Source organism: Rhodococcus sp. P3_B8 (assembly GCF_056402775.1).
This window is the reverse complement of record NZ_JBFUGT010000024.1, coordinates 30,984-53,173: the sequence shown is the minus strand read 5'-3', so window position 1 is coordinate 53,173 and position 22,190 is coordinate 30,984. Positions and strand designations below refer to the sequence as shown.

General features: G+C 69.1%; 6 protein-coding genes and 1 tRNA gene. 4 read left to right on the top strand and 3 right to left on the bottom strand.

Annotated features, from left to right (window positions below; all coding sequences use genetic code 11):
- Window positions 1–42: 42 nt before the first annotated feature.
- From AC1D1G_RS12260 to AC1D1G_RS12250, 3 genes are all read left to right on the top strand, one after another.
- Window positions 43–16,809 carry an amino acid adenylation domain-containing protein gene (locus AC1D1G_RS12260; RefSeq protein ID WP_477952298.1) on the top strand — a complete coding sequence of 5,589 codons (16,767 nt, stop codon included), beginning with the start codon at window positions 43–45 and terminating at the stop codon, window positions 16,807–16,809.
- Between the two features lie 159 nt (window positions 16,810–16,968).
- Complete coding sequence (locus AC1D1G_RS12255; RefSeq protein WP_477952297.1) at window positions 16,969–18,315, top strand: lysine N(6)-hydroxylase/L-ornithine N(5)-oxygenase family protein; 1,347 nt, start codon at window positions 16,969–16,971, stop codon at window positions 18,313–18,315.
- Window positions 18,312–18,563 carry an MbtH family protein gene (locus AC1D1G_RS12250; protein ID WP_005244517.1) on the top strand — a complete coding sequence of 84 codons (252 nt, stop codon included), beginning with the start codon at window positions 18,312–18,314 and terminating at the stop codon, window positions 18,561–18,563. The genes AC1D1G_RS12255 and AC1D1G_RS12250 overlap by 4 nt, the downstream gene beginning before the upstream one ends.
- Before the next feature lie 106 nt (window positions 18,564–18,669).
- On the opposite strand, the gene AC1D1G_RS12245 is transcribed toward AC1D1G_RS12250, so the two are convergent.
- Both AC1D1G_RS12245 and AC1D1G_RS12240 read right to left on the bottom strand, forming a co-directional pair.
- Window positions 18,670–20,109 carry a threonine/serine exporter family protein gene (locus AC1D1G_RS12245; RefSeq protein WP_280778839.1) on the bottom strand — a complete coding sequence of 480 codons (1,440 nt, stop codon included), beginning with the start codon at window positions 20,107–20,109 and terminating at the stop codon, window positions 18,670–18,672.
- Window position 20,110: 1 nt separating this feature from the next.
- On the bottom strand, window positions 20,111–20,488 hold the full coding sequence (locus tag AC1D1G_RS12240; RefSeq protein WP_009477786.1) for a nuclear transport factor 2 family protein: 378 nt from the start codon (window positions 20,486–20,488) through the stop codon (window positions 20,111–20,113).
- Window positions 20,489–20,560: 72 nt separating this feature from the next.
- Between AC1D1G_RS12240 and AC1D1G_RS12235 the strand changes: the two genes are divergently transcribed.
- Window positions 20,561–20,632: transfer RNA gene (locus tag AC1D1G_RS12235), tRNA-Thr, on the top strand.
- Window positions 20,633–20,746: 114 nt separating this feature from the next.
- Here the strand turns inward: AC1D1G_RS12235 and AC1D1G_RS12230 are convergent.
- Window positions 20,747–22,159 (bottom strand): lipase family protein, encoded by a 1,413-nt coding sequence (locus AC1D1G_RS12230; RefSeq protein WP_477952295.1) that lies wholly within the window; start codon window positions 22,157–22,159, stop codon window positions 20,747–20,749.
- Window positions 22,160–22,190 lie beyond the last annotated feature (31 nt).

Sequence of the window (22,190 nt, the reverse complement as noted above, 5' to 3'; positions counted from 1 at the left end):
CCCGTCGTTGGACGGGCGCTCTCGACGGACGATCGGATCACCATGTCTCCGGACCACTCGGCGGCTGCTCGCCCCCAGCGCACTTCGGCTGAGCGCACTTCTTCCTCGGCTCGCGTCGGTTCGGCGCCTGTCGCGTTGCCGGTGACGGCCGCGCAGTCCGAGGTGTGGGTCGGGCAGCAGTTGAACCCGGGCAGCCCGGTCTACAACCTCTCGCTCGTCGTCGAGGTCGCCGGCCGGATCGACCTGGACCGTGCCGCCGAGACGATCCGGAAGACCGTCGAACGGGCCGAAGCCCTGCACGTGCGTTTCGAGCGAGGCGACGGCAACGAACTGCTGCAGGTGCCGACAGCCCCCGACGGGTGGACCCTTGCGGTCGTGGACCTGCGCGGCGACGAGGATCCCGAAGCACGTGCGCGCGTGTGGATGGACCGCGACATGGAGACCGTGGTCGACGTCGAGGGCGACGAACCGCTGTTCCGGCACGCCCTGCTGCGCACCGGGGACGAGTCGGTGATCTGGTACCAGCGCTACCACCACAGCCTCATCGACGGATACGGCATCACTCTGCTCGTGGCCGACGTCGTCGATCGATACGAACACCCGGAACTCGAGACGTCCACGGCACCGTGGCCCCTCGACACGCTCGTGGCGTCCGACCGCGACTACCGTGCGTCGACGCGCTTCGCGTCCGACCGCGACTTCTGGATCGAGCAGGTGATCGATGCGCCGGAGCCGCCTCGGCTGCTCCCGCAGGTCGTCGACCACACCGGGGCGCCGATCTCCGCCGTCGTCGAGATCGACGGGGACGACGCCGACGCGATCTACACCTTCGCCTCCGACGCCGGGATCAGGCGCACCCGGCTGCCGCTCGCCGCGATCGTGGCGTACATCCACCGGTTCACCGGCCGCCGCGACCTCACGGTGTCGCTGCCGATGACGGCGCGGGTCGGACGCGAACTGCGCCGCATCCCCGGAATGTGCTCGACGATCCTGCCGCTCCGGGTGCAGGTGGATCCCGAGATGACGGTGGGTGAGCTCGCCACCCGCATCGACACGACGCTGATCTCGGTGCTGCGGCACGGGCGTTACCGCGGCGAGGACCTCGCCCGCGACCTGCGGTCGATCGATCCGGACCGTCAGATCCTCGGTCCCGGAATCAATTCCATGATGTTCGAGCATTCGCTGACGTTCGGCGGGTTCCCGGCGTGGGTGCGGGGTTCGGCCACCGGACCGGTCCGCGACCTCGATTTCTCCATCCGCGGTGGGCAGGATTCGGAGCCCATCCAGATCGATCTCCGGGCCCCGGCCGGTCTCGGCGCCGAGCTCGAGGAGCATCGTCGCAGGCTCGAGCACTTCGTCGGGCAGTTCGTCGCCGACCCGTCACAGCCCATCGCCTCGCTCGATCCGATGACCGAGGCCGAGCGCAGGCAGTTGCTGGTGGAGTTCAACGACACGGCGTCCCCGCAGGAATCGGTGACGGTTCCCGACCTCTTCCACGCTCAGGTGTCGCGGACGCCGGATGCCGAGGCCCTGATCGCCGGCGACACCCGGCTCACCTACCGCGAACTCGGGGAACGCGTGGCGCAGCTGTCCCATCACCTGCGCGCCCGCGGTGTCGAGGCGGAAACAGTTGTGGCGGTCGGTCTTCCGCGATCGGCGGACATGGTCATCGGACTGCTCGCCGTCATGTGTGCGGGTGGGGCGTTCGTGCCCCTCGACCCGTCGTGGCCGGAGGACCGCCGGACGTCGGTCCTCGCCGACGCCGGGGCCGCGCTCGTGCTCACCGGGCCCGGTGGAGTTGCCGACGCGGGGGAGCGGGCCGTGCCGATCGACCTCGCGGCGTGGGCGTACGCCGAGGAGCCCACCGAGCCGCCCGCGGTGACCGTGCAGGGTTCGCGGCTGGCGTATGTCATCTTCACGTCGGGTTCCACGGGCAGGCCCAAGGGCGCCATGATCCGTCACGAGGCCGTCTGCGCGCGACTGCTGTGGCAGCGCGACGAGATCCTGGGCTTCGGGCCCGCGGACGCGTCGCTGTTCAAGGCGCCGCTGTCGTTCGACATCTCCGTGAACGAGATTCTACTGCCTCTGGTGGCGGGTGGCCGGCTGGTGGTGGCCGAGCCCGGCGGGGAGCGGGACCCGCAGTATCTGCTGGACCTGATCGCCGGCGAGTCGGTGACGTTCGTCTACCTCGTGTCGTCGATGCTGGACGTGCTGCTCGACCTGTCGCGGGGCACGGATCGGCTGGCGGCGCTGAAGCACGTGTGGTGTGGTGGCGAGGTTCTCACGCCGCGCCTGTTCGAGAGGTTCCGGTCGCAGCTCGCCATCACGCTGTACCACGGCTACGGCCCGGCGGAGGCGACGATCGGGGTGTCGCACGTGATCTATCGGGAGGATGCGGCGCGGATCGCGACGTCGATCGGTCGCCCGAACCCCAACACCCAGCTGTACGTGCTGGACGAACACCTGAACCCGGTGCCGCTCGGCACCGGCGGTGAGCTGTACGCCGGCGGATTCCTCCTCGGCCGCGGTTACGTGGACGCTCCGGGGCTGACGGCGTCCCGTTTCGTCGCCAACCCGTTCGCGAACGACGGCTCCCGGTTGTATCGAACCGGTGACCTCGCGCGGTGGGCGCCGGACGGGTCCCTCGACTTCCTCGGCCGCGCCGACAATCAGGTGAAGATCCGGGGCATGCGACTCGAACTCGAGGACGTCGAGGCGGGCATCGTGTCGCATCCCGACGTTCGGCACAGTGCCGTCGTCGTTCGGGAGACGCCCTCGGGAGCAAAGTATCTCGCGGCCTACGTCGTGACGAAGCAGGATTCGGTTCCGGACGTCGCCGAACTGCGGGTCTGGGCGTCGTCGAAGCTGCCGGAGTACATGGTGCCGTCGTCGTTCGTCGTCCTCGATCGGTTCCCGCTCACCCCCAACGGAAAGTTGGATAGGCGTGCGCTGCCCGAGCCGGACCTCGGCGCGGCCGGCGAGAACGTCGCGCCCCGCACCGCTGCCGAGGAAACCCTGTGTGCGCTGATGGCGGGTGTCCTCGGGGTGGAGTCGGTGGGCGTCACCGACGACTTCTTCGCGTTGGGTGGCGACAGTATCGTCGCGATCCAGCTGGTCAACCATGCTCGGCGGGAAGGTCTTTCGATCAGCCCGCGGGAGATCTTCCAGCTCCGCACCGCCGAGGCGCTCGCCCGGGTCCAGGACGGCCGGACCGCGGCCGCCGTGGACCCCGACGACGTCGCCGTCGGTGAGGTCCGCAGCACCCCGATCGTCGCCCGCATCGCGGAGCGGGGTGGCGAGATCGCCGCGTTCCACCAGTCGGTGCTCGTGCAGACTCCGGCCGCCCTCGACGAGCATGCCGCGAAGGCGGCACTCGCCGCGGTGCTCGAGCGGCACGACGCCCTGCGCGCGACGCTCGTCCGTGGTAACGGAAGCGGCCTCCGCCGCGGGGGCGACCGCTGGACGCTGTCCGTGCCGGAACCGTCCCCGGCGACGCTCGACGGAATCCTGCGGGTCGTCGAATTCGACGGCAGCGCCGAGCAACTCGACATCGAGGCACGGGCGGCCGTCGGAAGGCTCGACCCGGATGCGGGCACCATGGTGCAGGCCGTCCTCTTCTCCGCGGCCGAGGGTCCCGGCCGGTTGCTGCTGATCGGACACCACTTGGTGGTCGACGGGGTGTCCTGGCGCATCATCCTCGAAGACCTCGCCCGCGCGGGCACAGCCGTGGCGGCCGGGGGCGTCCCCGAACTCGCTCCGGTCGGGACGTCGCTGCGCCGCTGGTCCGAGCTGCTCGACGAGCAGACGCGGTCGGGTGCCTTCGACCACGAACTGTCCTTCTGGGTGGACGCGGCGACCACAGAAGACCCGCTCCTCGGTTCGCGTGCGCTCGATCCCGCCCTCGACCTCGCCGGCGACGCCGAAACCCTCACGGTGACATTGCCTCCGGAGTTCACCCGACCGCTGCTCTCCACCGTGCCCGCGGCGTTCCACGGACACGTCAACGACGCGCTCCTCACCGGTGTCGCGGTTGCGTTGCAGAGGTGGCGAGACGGAGGGCCGGGCCCGGTGCTCCTCGACCTCGAGGGGCACGGACGCGAGGAAGACCTCGTGCGCCGCAGCGACGGACCCGACCTCGACCTCGCCCGGACCGTCGGCTGGTTCACCACCGTCTTCCCGGTGGTGCTCGACCCCGGTGCGGCGGTGGACGAGACGGGAATCGCCGACGGGCTGAAGGCGGTGAAGGACCAGTTGCGCCGCATCCCGGGGTCCGGGTTCGGGTACGGCGCGTTGCGCTACCTCGGTGTCCCGAAGCCGGAACTCGCGCACGCGCCGACCCCGCAGGTGCTGTTCAACTACCTCGGACGGGTGACGTCCGCGGAGGGCGTCGACTGGCTGCCCCGCGCCATGGGTGGCGCGGACGACCCGCGGATGCCGCTCGGGCACGCGCTGGCGTTCGACGTGATTGCCGAGGACGGAGCCGACGGCACCGTCCTGCGCACGACGTTGACGTGGGCGCCCGGTGTGCTCGATCGTGATGCCGTCGTGGCGCTCGCCGACGAGTGGACCGCGGTGCTGCGGGTGCTGGCCGGAATCGACCGTCTCGGCGGTCACACGCCGTCGGACTTCCCGCTGGTGTCGCTGACGCAGCCGGACGTGGACGCGCTGGCGGGGGCGGCCGACGTGCTTCCGCTGACACCGCTGCAGGAGGGCATCTACTTCCAGTCGGCGTTCGAGGACACCGGCACCGACCCGTACGTGGTGCAGCAGGTGATCGAACTGACCGGTCCCGTCGACGCTGCGGCGTTGCACCGCGGGCTGCAGGCGGTCGTCGACCGGCACGCGGCCCTCCGCGTCGGCGTGCGAGCGGTATCGGACGGCCGGGTCGTGCAGGTGGTCGGCGAAAACGTGCAGGTGCCGATGGAGGTGCTCGATTTCACCGGCGTCGCGGATCCGGAGCAGCGCGTGGAACAGGTGCTGGCGGCGGACCGGGCCCGGGGTTTCGACTTCGAGCGCGGCCCCCTGCTGCGCTACACGCTCGCGCAGGTGAAACATCAAAGGTTTCTTCTGCTGCAGTCGATTCACCACATCGTCGCCGACGGGTGGTCGGTGCCGGTGATGTTGCGGGAATTGATGAATCTGTACAGCGTCGAGGGGACGCCGCTGGCGCTGCCGACGCCCACGCCGTACCGGAGCTACCTCGAATGGCTGGGGGGCCGGGACCGTCAGGCGTCGCTCGCCGTGTGGCGGGAGGCGCTCGCCGACGCCCCCGAGCCGGTGGACCTGCCGACGCCGTCGTCGAAGGGGGAGTCCGGGATACACAGTGTCCGGGTGACACTGCCGTCGGCCGACACCGCCGCGCTGTCCGCGGTGGGCCGGGCCCGGGGGTTGACACTCAGCACGCTCGTGCACGGCACTTGGGGTCTGGTCCTCGGCCGCCTCACCGGCCGGGAGGACGTGGTGTTCGGTTCGACGGTGTCGGGCCGCGGCGGGGACCTGCCCGGAATCGAGACCATGGTGGGCCTGTTCATCAACACCGTGCCCACCCGGCTGCGGTACCGGCCCACCGACACGGTGGCCGAGACCCTCGCGCGGTGGCAGCACGAGCAGTCGACGCTGCTCGACCACCAGTACCTGGGCCTGCCCGAGTTGCGCCGGGAAGCGGGACTGCAGAACCTGTTCGAGACGCTCGTCGTGTTCGAGAACTATCCGCTCGGCGACGGCGCGGTGGCGGATCCCACCGGTGCGGTGCAGTTGACCGGCATCCGGTTCGACGAGCACCCGCCGTACCCGATGACGCTGATCGTCATGCCCGGCGACGCGCTGACACTCGAGCTGAAATACGACGACGCCCGCATCGATGCGGCGACCGCGACCCGGTTCGCGGAGTCGATGGTGGCGTATCTCGCGGAGCTGACCCGGGACGTCGACCAGAACGTGTCTTCCGTCGCGCTGGCGTCGCGCGAGCCGATCGACGCGGCACTGCGCGACGTCGAGGTGGAGTTCCCCGACACGACGGTGACGGCGCTGCTCGAGGAGCAGGCGGAGCGGACACCCGACGCGGTGGCCGTCGTGTTCGAGGACGAACACCTCACCTACGCCGAATTGCATGCGCGCGCGAACCGCCTCGCCCGACTGCTCGTCGACCGCGGGGTGGCACCCGAGTCGAAGGTGGCGGTGGCGCTGCCCCGTTCGCTGGACCTGATGGTGGCGCTCCTCGCGGTCGGGAAGGCGGGCGGCGCCTACGTTCCGCTCGACACCGGTTACCCCGCCGACCGGCTGGCGTTCATGCTGGATGACGCGGAACCGGTATGCGTCCTCACCGACGGCACCGTGCCGTTCTCCGGGTCCGGGTCCGGTGTTCCGCAGGTCCGGGTATCGGACGCCGAGCGGTACTCGCCCGAGCCGCTGACCGGTGTCGCGCTCGCGCCGCAGCACCCCGCCTACGTGATCTACACGTCGGGCTCGACGGGACGGCCCAAGGGGGTCGTCGTGCCGCACGCCGGCATCGTCAACCGTCTGCTGTGGGTTCAGCGGTTCCGGCCGATCACCCCGACAGACAACGTGTTCCAGAAGACTCCGTCCAGCTTCGACGTGTCGGTGCTGGAGTTCTTCGGACCGCTCCTCGCCGGGGCGACCCTCGTGCTGGCGCGGCCGGACGGACACAAGGACCCGGCGTACCTCGCCGACGTCATCGTCCGGCGGTCGATCACGCGTGTGCATTTCGTGCCCTCGATGCTCGAGGTGTTCCTCGCCGAGCCCGCCGCCGCCCGGTGCACCGGACTCCGGATCATCTCCTGCAGCGGTGAGGCGCTTCCCGTGGCCTCCGCCCGGCGCGTCGCCGAACTCCTGCCGGGAGTGGAACTCGACAACCTCTACGGTCCGACCGAGGCGTCGGTCGACGTCAGCTACGCCGCGTCCGTTCAGGGAATCGACGTGTCCGCGCCCTCCGTGCCGATCGGCCTGCCGACGTCCAACACCGGCCTCTACGTGCTCGATCGGTACCTGCAGCCGGTGCCCGCGGGCGCCGCCGGTGAGCTGTACCTGTCGGGGCCACAGCTGGCCCGTGGCTACCTGGGCAGGCCCGGGTTGAGTGCCGAGCGCTTCGTCGCCGACCCGTTCTCCCACAGCGGATCCCGCATGTACCGCACCGGTGACGTCGCCCGGGTCAACACCGACGGCGTGGTCGAATACCTCGGCAGGGTCGACGATCAGGTGAAGTTGCGCGGCTTCCGCATCGAACTGGGCGAGATCGAAGCACAGATGGCGGCGTGCCCCGGAGTGCGGCAGGCCGCCGCCGTCGTGCGCACGGACCGGCCCGGTCGGCAACAACTGGTCGGGTACGTCGTCGGGGACGCCGACGTCGACGATGTTCGTGCGCGCCTGACTGCGGCCCTGCCGGAGTTCATGGTGCCCGTCGCGTTCGTGACGCTGGACGAGTTTCCGGTCGGCCCCAGCGGCAAGCTGAACCGTAAAGCCCTCCCCGCACCGGACTTCTCCGCGCAGGCGACGTCCGCGCCGGTCCTGGAGAGCGGACCGGCAGCGGTGCTGGCCGCCCACTACGCCGAGGTTCTCGGTGTCGGGACCGTCGGCGTGGACGACGACTTCTTCGCGCTCGGTGGCGACAGCATCCTCGCCATCCGCCTGGTGAATCTCGCTCGCCGGGAGGGAATCACCGTCACCCCGCGGCAGATCTTCGAACAGCGGACGCCGGCCGCGCTCGCGCGACTCGTCGCGGCCACCGTCGTCGCGTCGGCCCCGCGCGTGGAGGAGTCGGGCACCGGTGTCCTGCCGCCCCTGCCGGTGGTCCATCGGCTGTCCGAATGGAGTGGCGGAAAGAATCGCTTCAACCAGGCCGTTCTGCTCCACACACCGGCGGGCACCAGCGCCACCGTCCTGACGGCCGCCCTGCACTCGGTGATCGGTCACCACGACGGCCTGCGGCAGAAGCTCACCCGGCACGCGCCGGGTGTGTGGTCGCTCGAGATCACCGAATCCGCAGACCTGGAACTGCGTCGCGTCGACGTCACCGGACTCGACGCCGCCGCGCTGCGCGAAATCGTGGCAGCAGAATCCGACGCCGCGACCGACCGGCTCGACCCCGACGACGGCACCATGCTGTCGGCGGTGTGGTTCGACGCCGGCCCGCAGGAGCTGGGCAGGCTCCTCCTCGTCGCGCATCATCTGGTGATCGACGGGGTGTCGTGGCGGACGCTGATCGAAGATCTGGCCATGGCGTGGGTGGCGGCCGACAGCGGCCAGGACGCGGCGCTCGACCCGGTGCCCACGTCGCTGCGCGGATTCGCCCGCATCGTCACCGAGCAGGCGCAGGCCCCTGCCCGGCTCGCCGAACTCGACCACTGGTTGCGCGTCACCGAACCCGGTGCCGATCTGGTGCCCGGCACCGACGGGCACGCGGTCGTGAGCAGCGGCGCACGACGGACGGTGCTGCTGGACCCGCAACTCACGACGGCGCTGCTGACCACCGTTCCCGCCGTGGTCGGCGCCGACGTCACCGATGTATTGCTGGCGGCCCTGCGGCTGTCGGCCGATCGGTGGCTCGCCGGCCGTGGGCGCGAGAACGACCTGCTGGTGGACCTCGAGCGGCACGGCCGCGAAGAACTCGCCGAGGGCGTGGATCTGTCCCGGACCGTCGGCTGGATCACCAACGTCACCCCCGTCCGGTTGCGCAGCCGGACGGGCGCACTCGAGACGCTGAAGGACGTCAAGGAGCAGCTGCGCGGCGCCCCCGACGGCGGCATCGGCTACGGCATGCTGCGGTACGTCAATGGGCGCACCGCGGGCCTTCTTGCGGCACGGGCGGAATCGCAGGTGCTGTTCAACTACCTGGGGCGCATGCCGCACGCGGTGCCCGGACCGTGGACTCCCGCGGTCGAATCCGACTCGCTGGCAACAGATCCCGATGCCGATCTCGGTGGGCCCTACCGGCTGGTGATCAACGCCCTGTGCGAGGAGTCCGAGCGGGGCACCGAACTGCAGGCCGTCTTTGCCTGGTCGGACGCCGACCTGGGCGAGGCCGACGTCCTCGCGTTGAGCGACGGCTGGGTGGCCGCTCTTCGTGAACTGGCCGACGCCGCAGGAGAGCACGACGGACCGGCGATGATCACCCCGTCCGACCTTCCCCTCGTGGCGTTGACGCAGGAGGAGATCGACCGGATCGTCGAGGCGAGCCCGAGCGGGGTCGACACGGTGCTGCCGCTGTCGCCGCTGCAGGAGGGTCTCTACTTCCAGGCCGGGTTCGACTCCGGCGCCGACATCTACACGGCACAGTTCTCACTCGACTTCGCGCACCGCCTCGACACCGACAGGCTCGCCGCCGCGCTGCGCACCCTGCAGCGACGCAATCCCACGCTGCGAGCGGGATTCGTCAGTGCAGGCCTGCCCGCGCCGGTGCAGTTCTTCGGCGCCGGCCTGGACGTGCCCATCGCCGAGTTCGACCTCAGGGAACTCGACGAGCCCGAACGCGCGGCCTACGCCGAACAGCTGACCGCGCAGGACCGGCTGACACCGTTCGACCTCACCTCCCCGCCGTTGTGGCGGGCAATGGTGTTGCGGCTCGGCGACTCCCACGACCGACTGGTGATCAACCGGCAGTTCCTGCTGTGGGACGGATGGTCCAACGGCCTCGTCGTCAGCCAGCTGCTCGCCCTCTACGAGTCGGGCGGTGACGACTCCGGATTCGCCGCCCCGGAGGGATCTTTCGAGGACTACCTACAGTGGCTGGCCACGCGGGACGCGGATGCCGCGCAGTCGGCGTGGACCGACGCGCTCGGCGGGCTCGACGAACCGACCCTGCTCGCCGCGACGGTCGCGGGGGAGCCGCAGCCGCCGCAGCGCCGGGACGCGGTGCTGTCCGAGGAACTGAGCGAACGGCTCCGTGCAGGTGCCCGCGGCGCCGGTGTCACGTTCAACGCGGTGCTGAGCGCCGCGCTGGCCGTCGTACTCGGAATCGAGACCGGGCGCCGGGACCTCGTGTTCGGCACCACCGTGGCCGGACGCCCACCGGAAGTCCCGGGCATCGACGCGGTGGCCGGAATGTTCCTCAACACCGTCCCCGTCCGGACGACGCTGCGGGCCGACGAGACCGTCACCGACCTGCTCCGGCGAATCCAGTCGGAGCGGCTGGCGCTGACCCCGTACGACTACCTCGGGCTCGCCTCCATCCAGCGGGTGTCCGAGCACCGGCAGCTGTTCGACGTGCTGTATGTGCTGCAGAACTTTGTCGACGAGAAGCAGGTGTCGGCGCTCAATGCGGCGCACGACATCAGCGGCGGCGACAGCATCGATCACACGCACTACCCGGTCACGGTCGTCGTGACCCCGGGCGCGAGCGTGAAGGTGAAGTTCGAGTTCCACCCCGATAAGATCTCGAAGTCGCGGGTCGAACGCATGCTGTCGCGGTACCTGACCGTGCTCGAGGAGTGGTCCACCGACCTGTCCGGCGTGGTCGGCGGAATCGCCGGTGCCGCAATGCCCGTGCCGGTCGAGCGGAAGGCCCTGCCCGACAGAACCATCGCCGATCTGTTCGCCGACGCGGCCCGCGGCCGGCCCGAAGACACGGCCCTGGTGTTCGGCGACCGCGCCGTGAGCTACGCCGAACTCGACGCCGACGTGAACCGGATGGCCCGGGTCCTGCTCGGCCACGGCGCGGGCCCGGAGCGGATCGTCGCGCTCGCACTGCCGCGGACGGTGGAGATGGTGGTCGCGCTGTTCGCCGTGCTGCGCACCGGATCCGCGTACCTGCCGCTCGAACTGGACCACCCCGCCGAGCGACTCGTCGCGATGCTCGACGACGCGCGTCCGACGGTCCTGGTCACCACGTCGGAGGTCGCCGGAACGCTCGCCGCTGCGATGGTCGACACGCTGGCCGTCGACACCGTGGACTTCGGCGCGGTCGCGTCCGGACCGCTGTCGGAGGCCGAACTCGGCGGTTTCGCGCCCGGAACCCCCGGGCGCCTGGACCATCCGGCGTACGTCATCTACACGTCCGGGTCCACGGGCAAGCCGAAGGGCGTCGTCACCCCGTACCGCGGTCTGACCAACATGCAGTTCAACCATCGTGAGGCTATCTTCGAACCCGTCGTGACTGCCGCGGGCGGTCGGCGGCTGCGCATCGCGCACACCGTGTCGTTCGCGTTCGACATGTCGTGGGAGGAACTGCTGTGGCTGGTGGAAGGCCACGAGGTCCACATCTGCGACGAGAACCTGCGGCGTGATGCCGAGGCGCTCGTGGCCTACTGCGACACCCATGCGATCGACGTCGTCAACGTGACGCCGACGTACGCGCAGCACCTCGTCGAAGAGGGTCTGCTCGACGACGGCCCGGGGCGGCACCGGCCGCCACTCGTACTCCTCGGCGGCGAGGCAGTGTCGGATTCGGTATGGAACCGGTTGCGCGACAAGGACGGAACGGTCGGGTACAACCTGTACGGTCCCACCGAGTACACGATCAACACCCTCGGCGCCGGTACTGCCGACAGCGTGACACCCACCGTCGGCACCCCGATCTGGAACACGTCCGCCTACGTGCTGGACGCGTGGTTGCGTCCGGTTCCGGACGGCGTTCCCGGCGAGCTGTACATCTCCGGGGTCGGGTTGGCGCGCGGCTACCTCGACCGGTTCGCGCTGACGGCGGAACGTTTCGTCGCCGACCCGTTCGATGAATCCGTACGTATGTATCGGACGGGCGATCTCGTCCGGAGACGTGAGGACGGGAACCTCGACTTCCTCGGCCGGACCGACGATCAGGTGAAGATCCGCGGTCACCGGGTGGAACTCGGCGAAATCGCGTCCGCGCTCGAAGCTCTGGACGACGTCCGTCAGGCCGCCGTCGTCGTCGATTCGGGCCCGGGTGGGTTCAAGCGGCTCGTCGGCTACGCCGTACCCGTGAGTACTTATCAACCGCGGGACGTTAACAAGTACTCACAGGCGCTGCGCGCAACGTTGCCGGACTACATGGTGCCCGCCGCGGTCATCGAGGTCGACAGCCTGCCGATGACGGTCAACGGCAAACTCGACGTCAAGGCGCTGCCGTCGGCGGACGACGTGCTCGGCCGCAGCGGCGGCGCGCGCACGGAACCCCGCACCGACACCGAACGGGTGCTGTCCGCCTTGTTCGGGGAGATCCTCGGCGTCCCCGCCCCCGGGGTCGACGACGACTTCTTCAACCTCGGCGGTCACTCGCTGCTGGCCACCAGGCTGATCAGCCGGGCGCGGGCCGCGCTCGACACCGACCTCACCCTGCGCGACCTGTTCGAAGCACCGACGGTCGCCGAACTCGCCGCCCGGATCGGCGACGACACCGGTTCGACCCGTCCGGTGCTGGTTGCCGGGCCGCGGCCCGAGCATCTGCCGCTCTCCGCTGCGCAGCAACGTCTGTGGCTCCTGCAGCAGATGGAAGGCACCTCGGTTCGGGATGGGGCGGGCCCCGCCGTCGCCTACAACTTCCCGATCGTCCTCCGACTGCAGGGTGCACTGGACCCCGGGGTGTTCGAGCAGGCGCTGACCGACGTCGTGTCGCGGCACGAATCGCTGCGAACGGTGTTCGGGGAGCACGACGGCGAACCGGTGCAGGTGATCCTCGAAAACGCCCGGCCCGACGTCGCGGTGCTGGACGGCACCGAGGCCGATCTGGTGCGGCTCGTCACCGAGACCGTCGGCCGCCCGTTCGACCTGGCGACGGAGATCCCGGTGCGCGCGAGCCTCATCCGGGTCGCGGACCAGCAGGTGCTGGCCATCGTGCTGCACCACATCGCCACCGACGAATGGTCGGACCGCCCGTTCCTGCGGGACCTGATGACGGCGTACACCGCTCGCGTCCAGGGCTCGGCGCCGGCGTGGGAACCGCTCGACGTGCAGTACGCCGACTACACGCTGTGGCAGCGCGACGTCCTTGGTGATCCACAGGACCCGTCCAGCCTCGTCAGCCGTCAACTCGACTACTGGGCGAAGACTCTCGACGGGGCGCCGGAGGAGCTGGTGCTCCCCACCGACCGCACCCGTCCCGCGCGGCCCAGCTTCGCCGGCGGTGCGATCGAGACGACGCTCGACGCCGCGACGACGCGGGCCCTGCGTGCGCTCGCCCGGACGTCGGGAACCAGCATGTTCATGGTGCTGCACGCGGCGTCGGCGGCGTTGCTGCACCGTCTCGGTGCGGGCGACGACCTGCCGATCGGCGCGCCGGTCGCCGGCCGCAGCGAACAGGGTCTCGACGACCTGATCGGGTTCTTCGTCAATACCGTGGTGCTGCGGACGGACGTGTCGGGCAACCCCACGTTCGACCAGCTGCTGGCACGGATCCGTGACGCCGACCTGGCGGCCTTCTCGCATGCGGACGTTCCGTTCGAAACGGTTGTGGAGAAGGTGAATCCGGCGCGAACCCTGGCCCGGAACCCGCTGTTCCAGGTGATGGTCGGCTATCACAGCCGGACGTCCGATTCGGCGCTCGCACCCGGCTCGGCCCTCACCCCGGTGGCGTTCGAGGAACGCACCGCCAAGTTCGACCTGGTGTTCAACTTCACGGAGTACCTCGACGACGACCGGGTCGACCTGCGCCTCGAGTACGGCTCCGACCTGTTCGACCGGGCCACCGCGGAGAAGATCGCGCGCAGGCAGGTCGTGGTTCTGGACGCCCTCGCATCCGACTCGGGTCGCGCGGTCGGCGACCTCGACGTGTTCCTCGGCGACGAACGCGAACTCGTGGTGCACGGGTTCAACGACACGTCACAGCCGGTGGCGGAGGAGACGTTCTACGAGGCGTTCGCGCGCCACGTGGCGGCGACCCCCGACGCCGTGGCCGTCGTCGACGGCCACGGCGAGGTGACGTACGCGGACCTGAGTGTGCGCGCCGACCGAGTCGCCGCACTGCTGCATCGTCGCGGCGTCTCCGTCGAAGACGTTGTGGGACTGGCGGTACCGAGATCGGCGCAGATGGTCGCGGTCGTGCTCGGGGTGTTGAGGCTCGGGGCGGCATACCTTCCGCTCGACCTGAACCACCCGTCCGACCGCATCTCCTACATGCTCGCCGACTCCGCCGCGCGGGTGCTGGTGACCACGGTGGGGGAGAGCCCGCGCATCGCGGACGTCGACGCCCTCACTCGCGTTCTCCTCGACGACGAGTCCGTCGTCACGGAACTCGAGACCGGGCCCGCCCTGCAGGTGCCGCGGCCCCCGCAGGGTCTGGACCACGCCGCGTACGTCATCTACACGTCGGGCTCCACCGGTAAACCCAAGGGTGCGATCCTCACTCACGACGGGATTCCCAGTCTCGTCGCGACCGCCGAACAGCGGATGAAGCTCGTCCCGGGTTCAGTGGTGATGCAGTTCGCGTCGATCGGATTCGACGTCGCGGTCTTCGAGTTGTCGATGGCACTGTGCACGGGGTCCCGCCTGGTCATCGTGCCCGACGAGTCCCGTGTCGCCGGACCGGAACTCACCGATTTCATGGCCGCACACGCCGTGACGCACGCGATCATTCCGCCGTCCCTGCTGGCGGCGCTGCCGTCGGGTTGCGACGTCCCCGAGGGCTGCACCGTGCTGGTGGGCACCGAGACCGTGCCGCCGGAACTGATCGGACGCTGGGCGGAACGGCTCAACCTGCTGGCCGCGTACGGTCTCACCGAGGCCACCGTCAACAACACGCTGTGGCAGGCACGGCCCGGATGGAACTCGGCTGTGCCGATCGGCATCCCCGATCCCAACGAGCAGGCGTACGTCCTCGACGACCGCCTGCAGCCGGTGCCGCCGGGGGTGGCGGGCGAGTTGTACATCGCCGGACGCGGACTGGCCCGCGGATACCTCGGCCGGCCCGACCTCACGTCGGCCCGGTTCGTGCCCAGCCCCTTCGGCGACGCGGGCTCCCGGATGTACCGGACCGGTGACCGGGCGCGCTGGCGGGAAGACGGCAACATCGACTTCCTCGGACGCGTCGACGACCAGGTGAAGATCCGTGGATTCCGCATCGAACTCGGCGAGATCATCGCGGCCCTCGGAAGTCATCCTGCGGTGAAGCAGTCGGCGGTCGTCGCGGACCGGTCCGGTGACATCGTCCGGCTCGTGGGCTATGTGACACCGGCCGACGGTCACGCAGCCGGGCGGATCGATCCGCAGGCCGTGCGGGAACACGCCGCCGCGCGGCTGCCCGACTACATGGTGCCGACTCGCGTGGTCGTGCTGGACGGGGATCTCCCGTTGACACCCAACGGCAAACTCGACCGCAAGGCGCTGCCGCTGCCGGATTGGTCGGCCCTGACCGGGGACGGCACGCCGCAGACGCCGGAGCAGAAGGAGATCGCCGCAGCGTTCGCCGACATCCTGCATCTGCCGTCGGTGGGCATCCACGACAACTTCTTCGACCTCGGCGGCAACTCCATGGCATCGATGCGGTTGGTGGGACGTATCCGCGGGCGGTTCGCCGTCGACATCGGTATCCGGGACGTGTTCGACAGTTCCACGGTGGCCGAACTCGCCGCGATGGTCGCGGGGGCCTCGTCCATCGGCAGACCGGTGCTCACGGCGGCGGACCCGAGAGCGGGGGTGCTGCCGCTGTCCGGGCCGCAACGCCGGTTCTGGAAGCAGTTCCGGGCGGCAGGCGCCGAGGCGCGGGCCAGTCACGCACTGTCGCTGCAGCTTCGCGACGCCGTCGACCCCGAGATCCTGGCGCAGGCCCTCGACGACGTCACGTCCCGGCACGAACCGCTGCGGACCGTGTACGTGGAGGCCGGGGACAGCGTCGTAGCGCAGGAAGCGGTGCGGCCCGCCCTCGAACTCGTCGACGTCGGAGATGGAGACGTCCACCGCACGGTCTTCGAATTGGCGCAGGAGCCCCTCGATCTCACCGAGCACGCACCGCTCCGGGTGCATCTCGTGACCGGCGGCGACGGCACCCAGGCACTGCTTCTCGCGATGCACTACATCGCCGTCGACGAGTGGTCCGTGGTGCCGTTGCTCGGTGATCTGATGGGCGCATACGCCGCGCGCTCGCACGGCGAGGAACCCGCATGGGAACCGCTGCCCATCGGATACGCCGACTACGTCGTGTGGTCGCAGGCGCTCGTCGGCGATCCCGAGGACCCGGACAGCCGTCGGTCGCGTCAGCTCGACTACTGGCGGGAGACGCTGGACGGCATGCCGTCCCGGCTCGAACTGCCCGCCCCGGCCGTACGCGGACCGCGGACGGCGGAGATCGTGCCGGTCGAGATCGACGCGGAACTCCACAGCGCGGCCCGGAAGTTCGCGAGCGAGACGGGCACCAGCCTGTTCATGGTGTTGCAGGCCGCACTCGCCACCGTGTTGACACGGCACGGCGCCGGCACGGACATTCCGCTGGGGTCGCTCGTCGCGGGACGCACGGAGGAGGCGCTGGACGCGCTGGTCGGCTGCTTCTTCAATATCGTTCTGTTGCGAACGGATACGAGCGGTGATCCCGATCCCGTGGAGTTGCTGCGGCGTATCCGCACCGCGAATCTCGACGCGCTGGACAACCAGGACGTGGCGTTCGCCGACGTCGTGGAGGCGGTCGGCGAGACGCCGGTGCTCCGTCCGCAGGTCATGCTCGTTCATCACGAGCAGGCCAGGCTCGGTCATCTCGACGCGCTGGGTGGGTTGATGCCGGTGCCGGTGGGGGTTCCGGATTCGGACCTGACGCTGAGTTTCTACGAGCCGATCGGTGACGGACCTGTCCACGCGTATTTCTCGTTCTCCTCGGATGTGCTGGACGCCGAGGAGGTCCGTGGCTGGGCGTCGGAACTGTCGTCGCTGGTCACCGCATGGGCGGAAGGAGCCCGGTGATCAAGAGTGATCTAGATCGCAGTTCCGGGGCGGAGTTCGCCGCCGCGAGGGCCGGAAGTACTTGGTACTGTGCTGGAAATAAGGATAGGCTTCACTATCTTTTCGGAAGGCAGACGGCGGCTGGGTCGGGTGCGGCGCGGCGTCGAGGACGGACGAGCTATGAGTGAATCGCCGGAAACGGTCGGTACAGATCTCCCAGTGCGAGATGTCGTGGGTGTCGGATTCGGTCCCGCTAACCTCGCCCTGGCCATTGCCATCGAGGAACACAATGCGGAGTGCCCCCCGCGTGAGCGGATCAGCGCGCAGTTCTTCGAGAAGCAGGATCGATTCGGCTGGCATCCCGGGATGCTTCTCGACGGCGCGACGATGCAGATCGCGTTTCCGAAGGACCTGGTGACGTTCCGGAATCCGCGTAGCGCATTCACCTTCTTCAATTACCTCTTCGATCAGGGTCGCCTCGTCGACTTCGTCAATCACCAGACCTTCTTTCCGACTCGTCACGAGTTTCACGACTACCTGCAGTGGGCGGCACGCCGAGTGGACGCCGACGTGCGATACGGCACCGCAGTGGAGACCGTACGCGGAATCCGCGGCGACGACGGGGTGATCGACCGTTTCGAGGTCCGCACCGCCGACGGCAGCACGGTCATCGCGCGCAACGTCGTGATGGGCGCCGGTCTGCGGGAGCGAATCCCGGAGTGGGCCAACCCCTCTGCGCGGTGCTTCCACAACCACCAGTTCCTGTTCCGGCTCGGCGAGATGCCGGCCCCGGTCCACCATCGGTTCGTCGTCCTCGGGGCAGGCCAGAGCGCCGCCGAGATCGTGCAGTACCTGCACGGAAACTACCCCGAAGCCGAAGTCCACAGCGTCTTCTCGCGGTACGGGTACAGCCCGGCCGACGACAGTCCGTACGCCAACCGCATCTTCGATCCGGAGGCAGTGAACGATCTGCACGGTGCCCCGGAGGCGGAGCGTCTGCGATTGCTGGATGTCCATAGGAGTACTAACTATTCGGTGGTCGACATCGAGCTCATCAACGAGCTCTACGCGACCGAATACCAGGAACGCGTGCGTGGGCGTCGCCGCCTGTTCATGCGCCGTGCGTCGGAGATCATTGCCGTCGACGAGACTTCGGACGGAATCGAGGTGGCTGTCCGCAGCGGGGTGGACGGCCTCACCGACACTCTCGCTTGCGACGCACTGATTCTGGCCACCGGTTTCACCCCCGCACCCCTCGAGCCTCTGCTCGGCGATCTCGCGCCGAAAACCCACCCGCCGCGCGAAGTGGGCCGAGATTACAGATTGGCGGTTTCACCGGACGTCACAGCGGGAATCTATCTGCAGGGCGGCACGGAGAAAACGCACGGAATCACGTCGTCGCTCCTGTCGAATGTTGCCGTGCGGGCGGGAGAGATCGTTACATCTGTCGTAACAAGGCGTGGCCGCAACGGCACGCTTGCTAGTGTGAACGCACAGGACACGTATGCGACAAGCGAGGCGAGATGAGCACCAATCCATTCGATGACGAAGAAGGCCGCTTCTACGTGCTGGTGAACGATGAGGACCAGCACTCACTGTGGCCCACGTTCTCTGAGGTGCCGGCAGGCTGGCGCGTAGTTTTCGGCGAGGAAAGCCGGGCCGCGTGCCTCGAGTACGTGGAGAAGAACTGGACCGACATGCGGCCGAAGAGCCTGCGTGAGGCCATGGAGGCCGACGAGAAGTCGGGCGGACGGCACAGCGTCGACAAGAGCTGACCTCCCCGGCGCCGCGTTTCGGCGACGATGTGCCGGGACGACCGTCCGGTGAGACACCGGCGGTCGTACCCGGCAGACGGCCGAGAGGCCGTCACCTGAAACTGCCTCAGGCCGCCTTCTGTGTGTGTGTTTCGACCGGCTTCCGCCGCCTCGTCTTGAAGACGGGGCGGCGGATGTCGTCTGTGCGACGCAGGATGCGCGGCCTCCGCATGGTCCGAGCGATCCATTCGCCGAGCGTGACGCCCGCCGCGAGCGCGCAACCGATACCGAACGCCGCCAGCAGCGAGCTCAGTCCGATCACCACTTCGTTGTTGAGCAGGGCGTACAGACCCCGGTACAGAGACAGACCCGGCAGCAGTGGCGTGATACCCGCCACCACGACGACCAGCGGCGGCGTGAGCGCGCGGCGGGCCATCAGACCACCGGCGAACCCAACCACGGTGGCCGCGAGTGCCGAACCGATGATGGGGCCGATGCCGAACTGGTGCGCCACCATGTAGACCAGGGCGCCGGCCGCACCACCGAACCACGCGGCCGTGAGCGCGCGCTGCTCGGCGTAACAGGCCAGCGCATAGAACATCGACGCGAACGCGCCCGACATCACCAGCACGGGTAGTTGCACGAGTTCCGTGATCTCGACGTTGACCGGTGGCAGCGTCGAACCCAGCACGCCGGTCAGCCGCAACGAGATGGCCACACCGGCGATGATGCCGCCGGTCATCATGACCACTTCGAAGAATCGCGCCGCCGCCGTGATCGGTGCCCCCGTGATGGCGTCCTGCACCGAACCGACCAGCGACAGCCCGGACAACAGCACCACCACACCGGCCGAAATGATCTGCGAGGGTCTGATCTCGACACCCAGCTGATCCTGGAACGTGTAGAGCGTCGCCGCCGGGGTCGCGGCCACCAGACCACCGGCCACCTGCTGGAAGAAGAACGGCAGGCCGATGCGGTTGAGGACGCGGTTGACCCGGTAGATCACCATCGTCGTCAGGAAGGCGACCGATGCGACCAGCACCCCACCGCCCATCAGCACGGAGACCGACGCGGCCATGGACGCCCAGGCGAGCGTCGCGATCCAGCGGTTGTACGGGTGCGGCGCCGTGGTGACCGCGGTCAGGGCCTCGTGCGCCTCGCTGGGGGTGACGGCCTCACGGCGGATCCGCCGCGTGAGCCGGTCGACCGCCGCGAGACGGGTGAAGTCCATCGAGCGGTAGTGCACTATCCGCATCGTGCTCGCCGGCGGGAGGGTCGGCCCGCGGTACGCGGACAGCACGATGGAGTTGTACGTGACATCCACATCGCACTGGGCGAGGCCGTACGTGGCGGCGATGAACTGCACCTGCTCGGCGGTGTCCATCGCACCGGTGCCCGACGCGAGGAGCACTTCACCGACACGCACGGCGAGGTCGAGTACTTCGGCGACCACCGCATCGTCGGTGAGGTCGATCGGCTGCAGCGGTGTGGGTGCAGCGGTGACCGCATCGACCGTTGCGCGACGGTCGCCTGTGAGACGTTGGAGGGTTTCTGTGAGCTTGGCCATACTACGTGTCGGAGACAAGGTCTTTCTCGGTCAAATCGGTAGCGGAGAGTGCAGACTCGAGTGTCTCGTGGCGGAACGTGGAGATGACCTGATCGTGGACGACACGGAATGCAGAGGCCAGGATACGCGTCTCCTCGGGGTCCGCCCACGTGGCCTGCTGTTCGACCACCAGCACCCCGTCGTAGTAATACATTCGCTGCGGAATCAGCGTGATGCCCGCGGTAGACGCCCATTCCCGCAGCGCCGCCAGGCCCTGGGTGGCGCCTTTCGGCCCACCCATCTCGATGTCGTCGCTCGACAGCGACAGCAGAGTGTCGATGTCGCCGGAGTTGAGGGCGTCGTGCCAAGCGAGGACAGTGGCGATCTCCGAGGTACTCATGGCTCCAACGCTATCCAATGTGGGCGGAAGTGGCCGACGTTCCTGCAATGGATATGATGGGCGCGCGTGTCCGCCTCCTTAGCTCAGTGGTAGAGCACTCGCCTTGTAAGCGAGCGGTCGTCAGTTCAATCCTGACAGGAGGCTCCGCCGCGGAATTACCTCCGCACACAGAGGGCCACCTTCCCCCGGGAAGGTGGCCCTCGGTCTTTCATGCACGTGAATTCGTGCAGGTCGGCGGCCTCTGATCGGACCGCGCCCTCACGTGCCGATCGGCTGACCGAGCAGGCTCGCGATCGTGTCGCCGACGATCGACGACCACACCGGCCACGTCGCCTGGTCGAGGGCCATCGATCCCACGTCGTGGGTGCTGCATCCGGTCTCGGCCGGGACCCCGGCGAACCGGTCCCGCAGCCACATCAGGGCGCTCGCCGCCGCGACCGGTTCGAGGGACAAGTGCTCGCTGGCGTGGTCGCGGGTGTACGTCACCCGGGCGTTCGGGTCCTGACAGTAGGTGTCCACCAGTGCGTCGACGGGCCCGACCGGCACAAGCCAGTCCGGGTTCGCCTGGTACATGAACATCGGGACGTCCGGGACCCGGTGACCCATCTTCGTCCGGTCGAGTACCGACTCGACCACCGGATCGCGGAGTGGGTCGCCGCTCGGGCTGTCGAACAGGCCCCGCAGGTTCGCGAACGGCAGCAGCGCCGACTGGTAGCTGACGCAGAGGTTGCTCTTGGCGGCAAGGAGCTGTTTGCCGAGTGGATTCAGGTGCGTGTCGAGATACTCCGCGAGTTCGGGATAGTCACGGCTCACGCCGAACACGCCGCCCAGCACGATTCCGGCGCCCAGGTTGTTGTCGGCCAGATCGACGAGGGCGCCGAGATCGGCCGGGATGCCGCCCTCGGCAGCACCGACGATGTTCAGGTCCGGTGCGTAGCTCGCATGGAGTTCGGCGGCGTGACCCGTCGCGATCGCGCCTCCGGAATAGCCCATCAACCCGACAGGGGTCTGCCTGCCTGTCAGGCCCAGGGGTTCGAAGTTCTCCGCCGCCCGGATCCCGTCCAGGGTGATGCGGCCCGCGAGGGGCCCGGCCGCATACGCGGCGTTCGGACCCTGGTGATCCGGCATCACGACGGCCCATCCCTGGGCGAGGGCGGCCTGCGCCTCGAGGAACTGCAGCGGCGCGACGACCTGACCGGTCAGCGGCGCGGGCACGGACCACTGCTGCAGTGCGTACGAGGCGGCACAGTACTTGCCGAGGGAGTCTTCCGCCGGCTGGAGCGAGAGCAGATTGCGGACGCCGTCGATCGTGCCCCGGGGCTTGACGACAGTCGCGACCGCCGGGATCGGCTCGTCCCGCGAGTTGGTGGAGCGATACGACAGCTGCCACGCGTCGACGTTCACCGGAAGCACCGACAGGTTCGCCAGGTGTACTTCGCGGGCGGCGATGATCTCGCCCGGCTCGGCCGCCGCGACCACGGAGGCCGGTGGTTCGTAGAAGCCCCGGTCGGCCTCGGGCCAGGCGGGGACGGTAGGGGCCGGCTGCACGTCGACCGGCGTTCCGTCGTCGGCGGGAGCCCCGACGGACGGCGCGGCGACGGCGAGCTGTGCGCCCACCACCATCGCTCCCACCAGCAGCATTCGGCGTCGTCGTGCTCTCGGTCCGATCATGTGGTCCTCCCCGGCCGAAGTGAGACGTCTA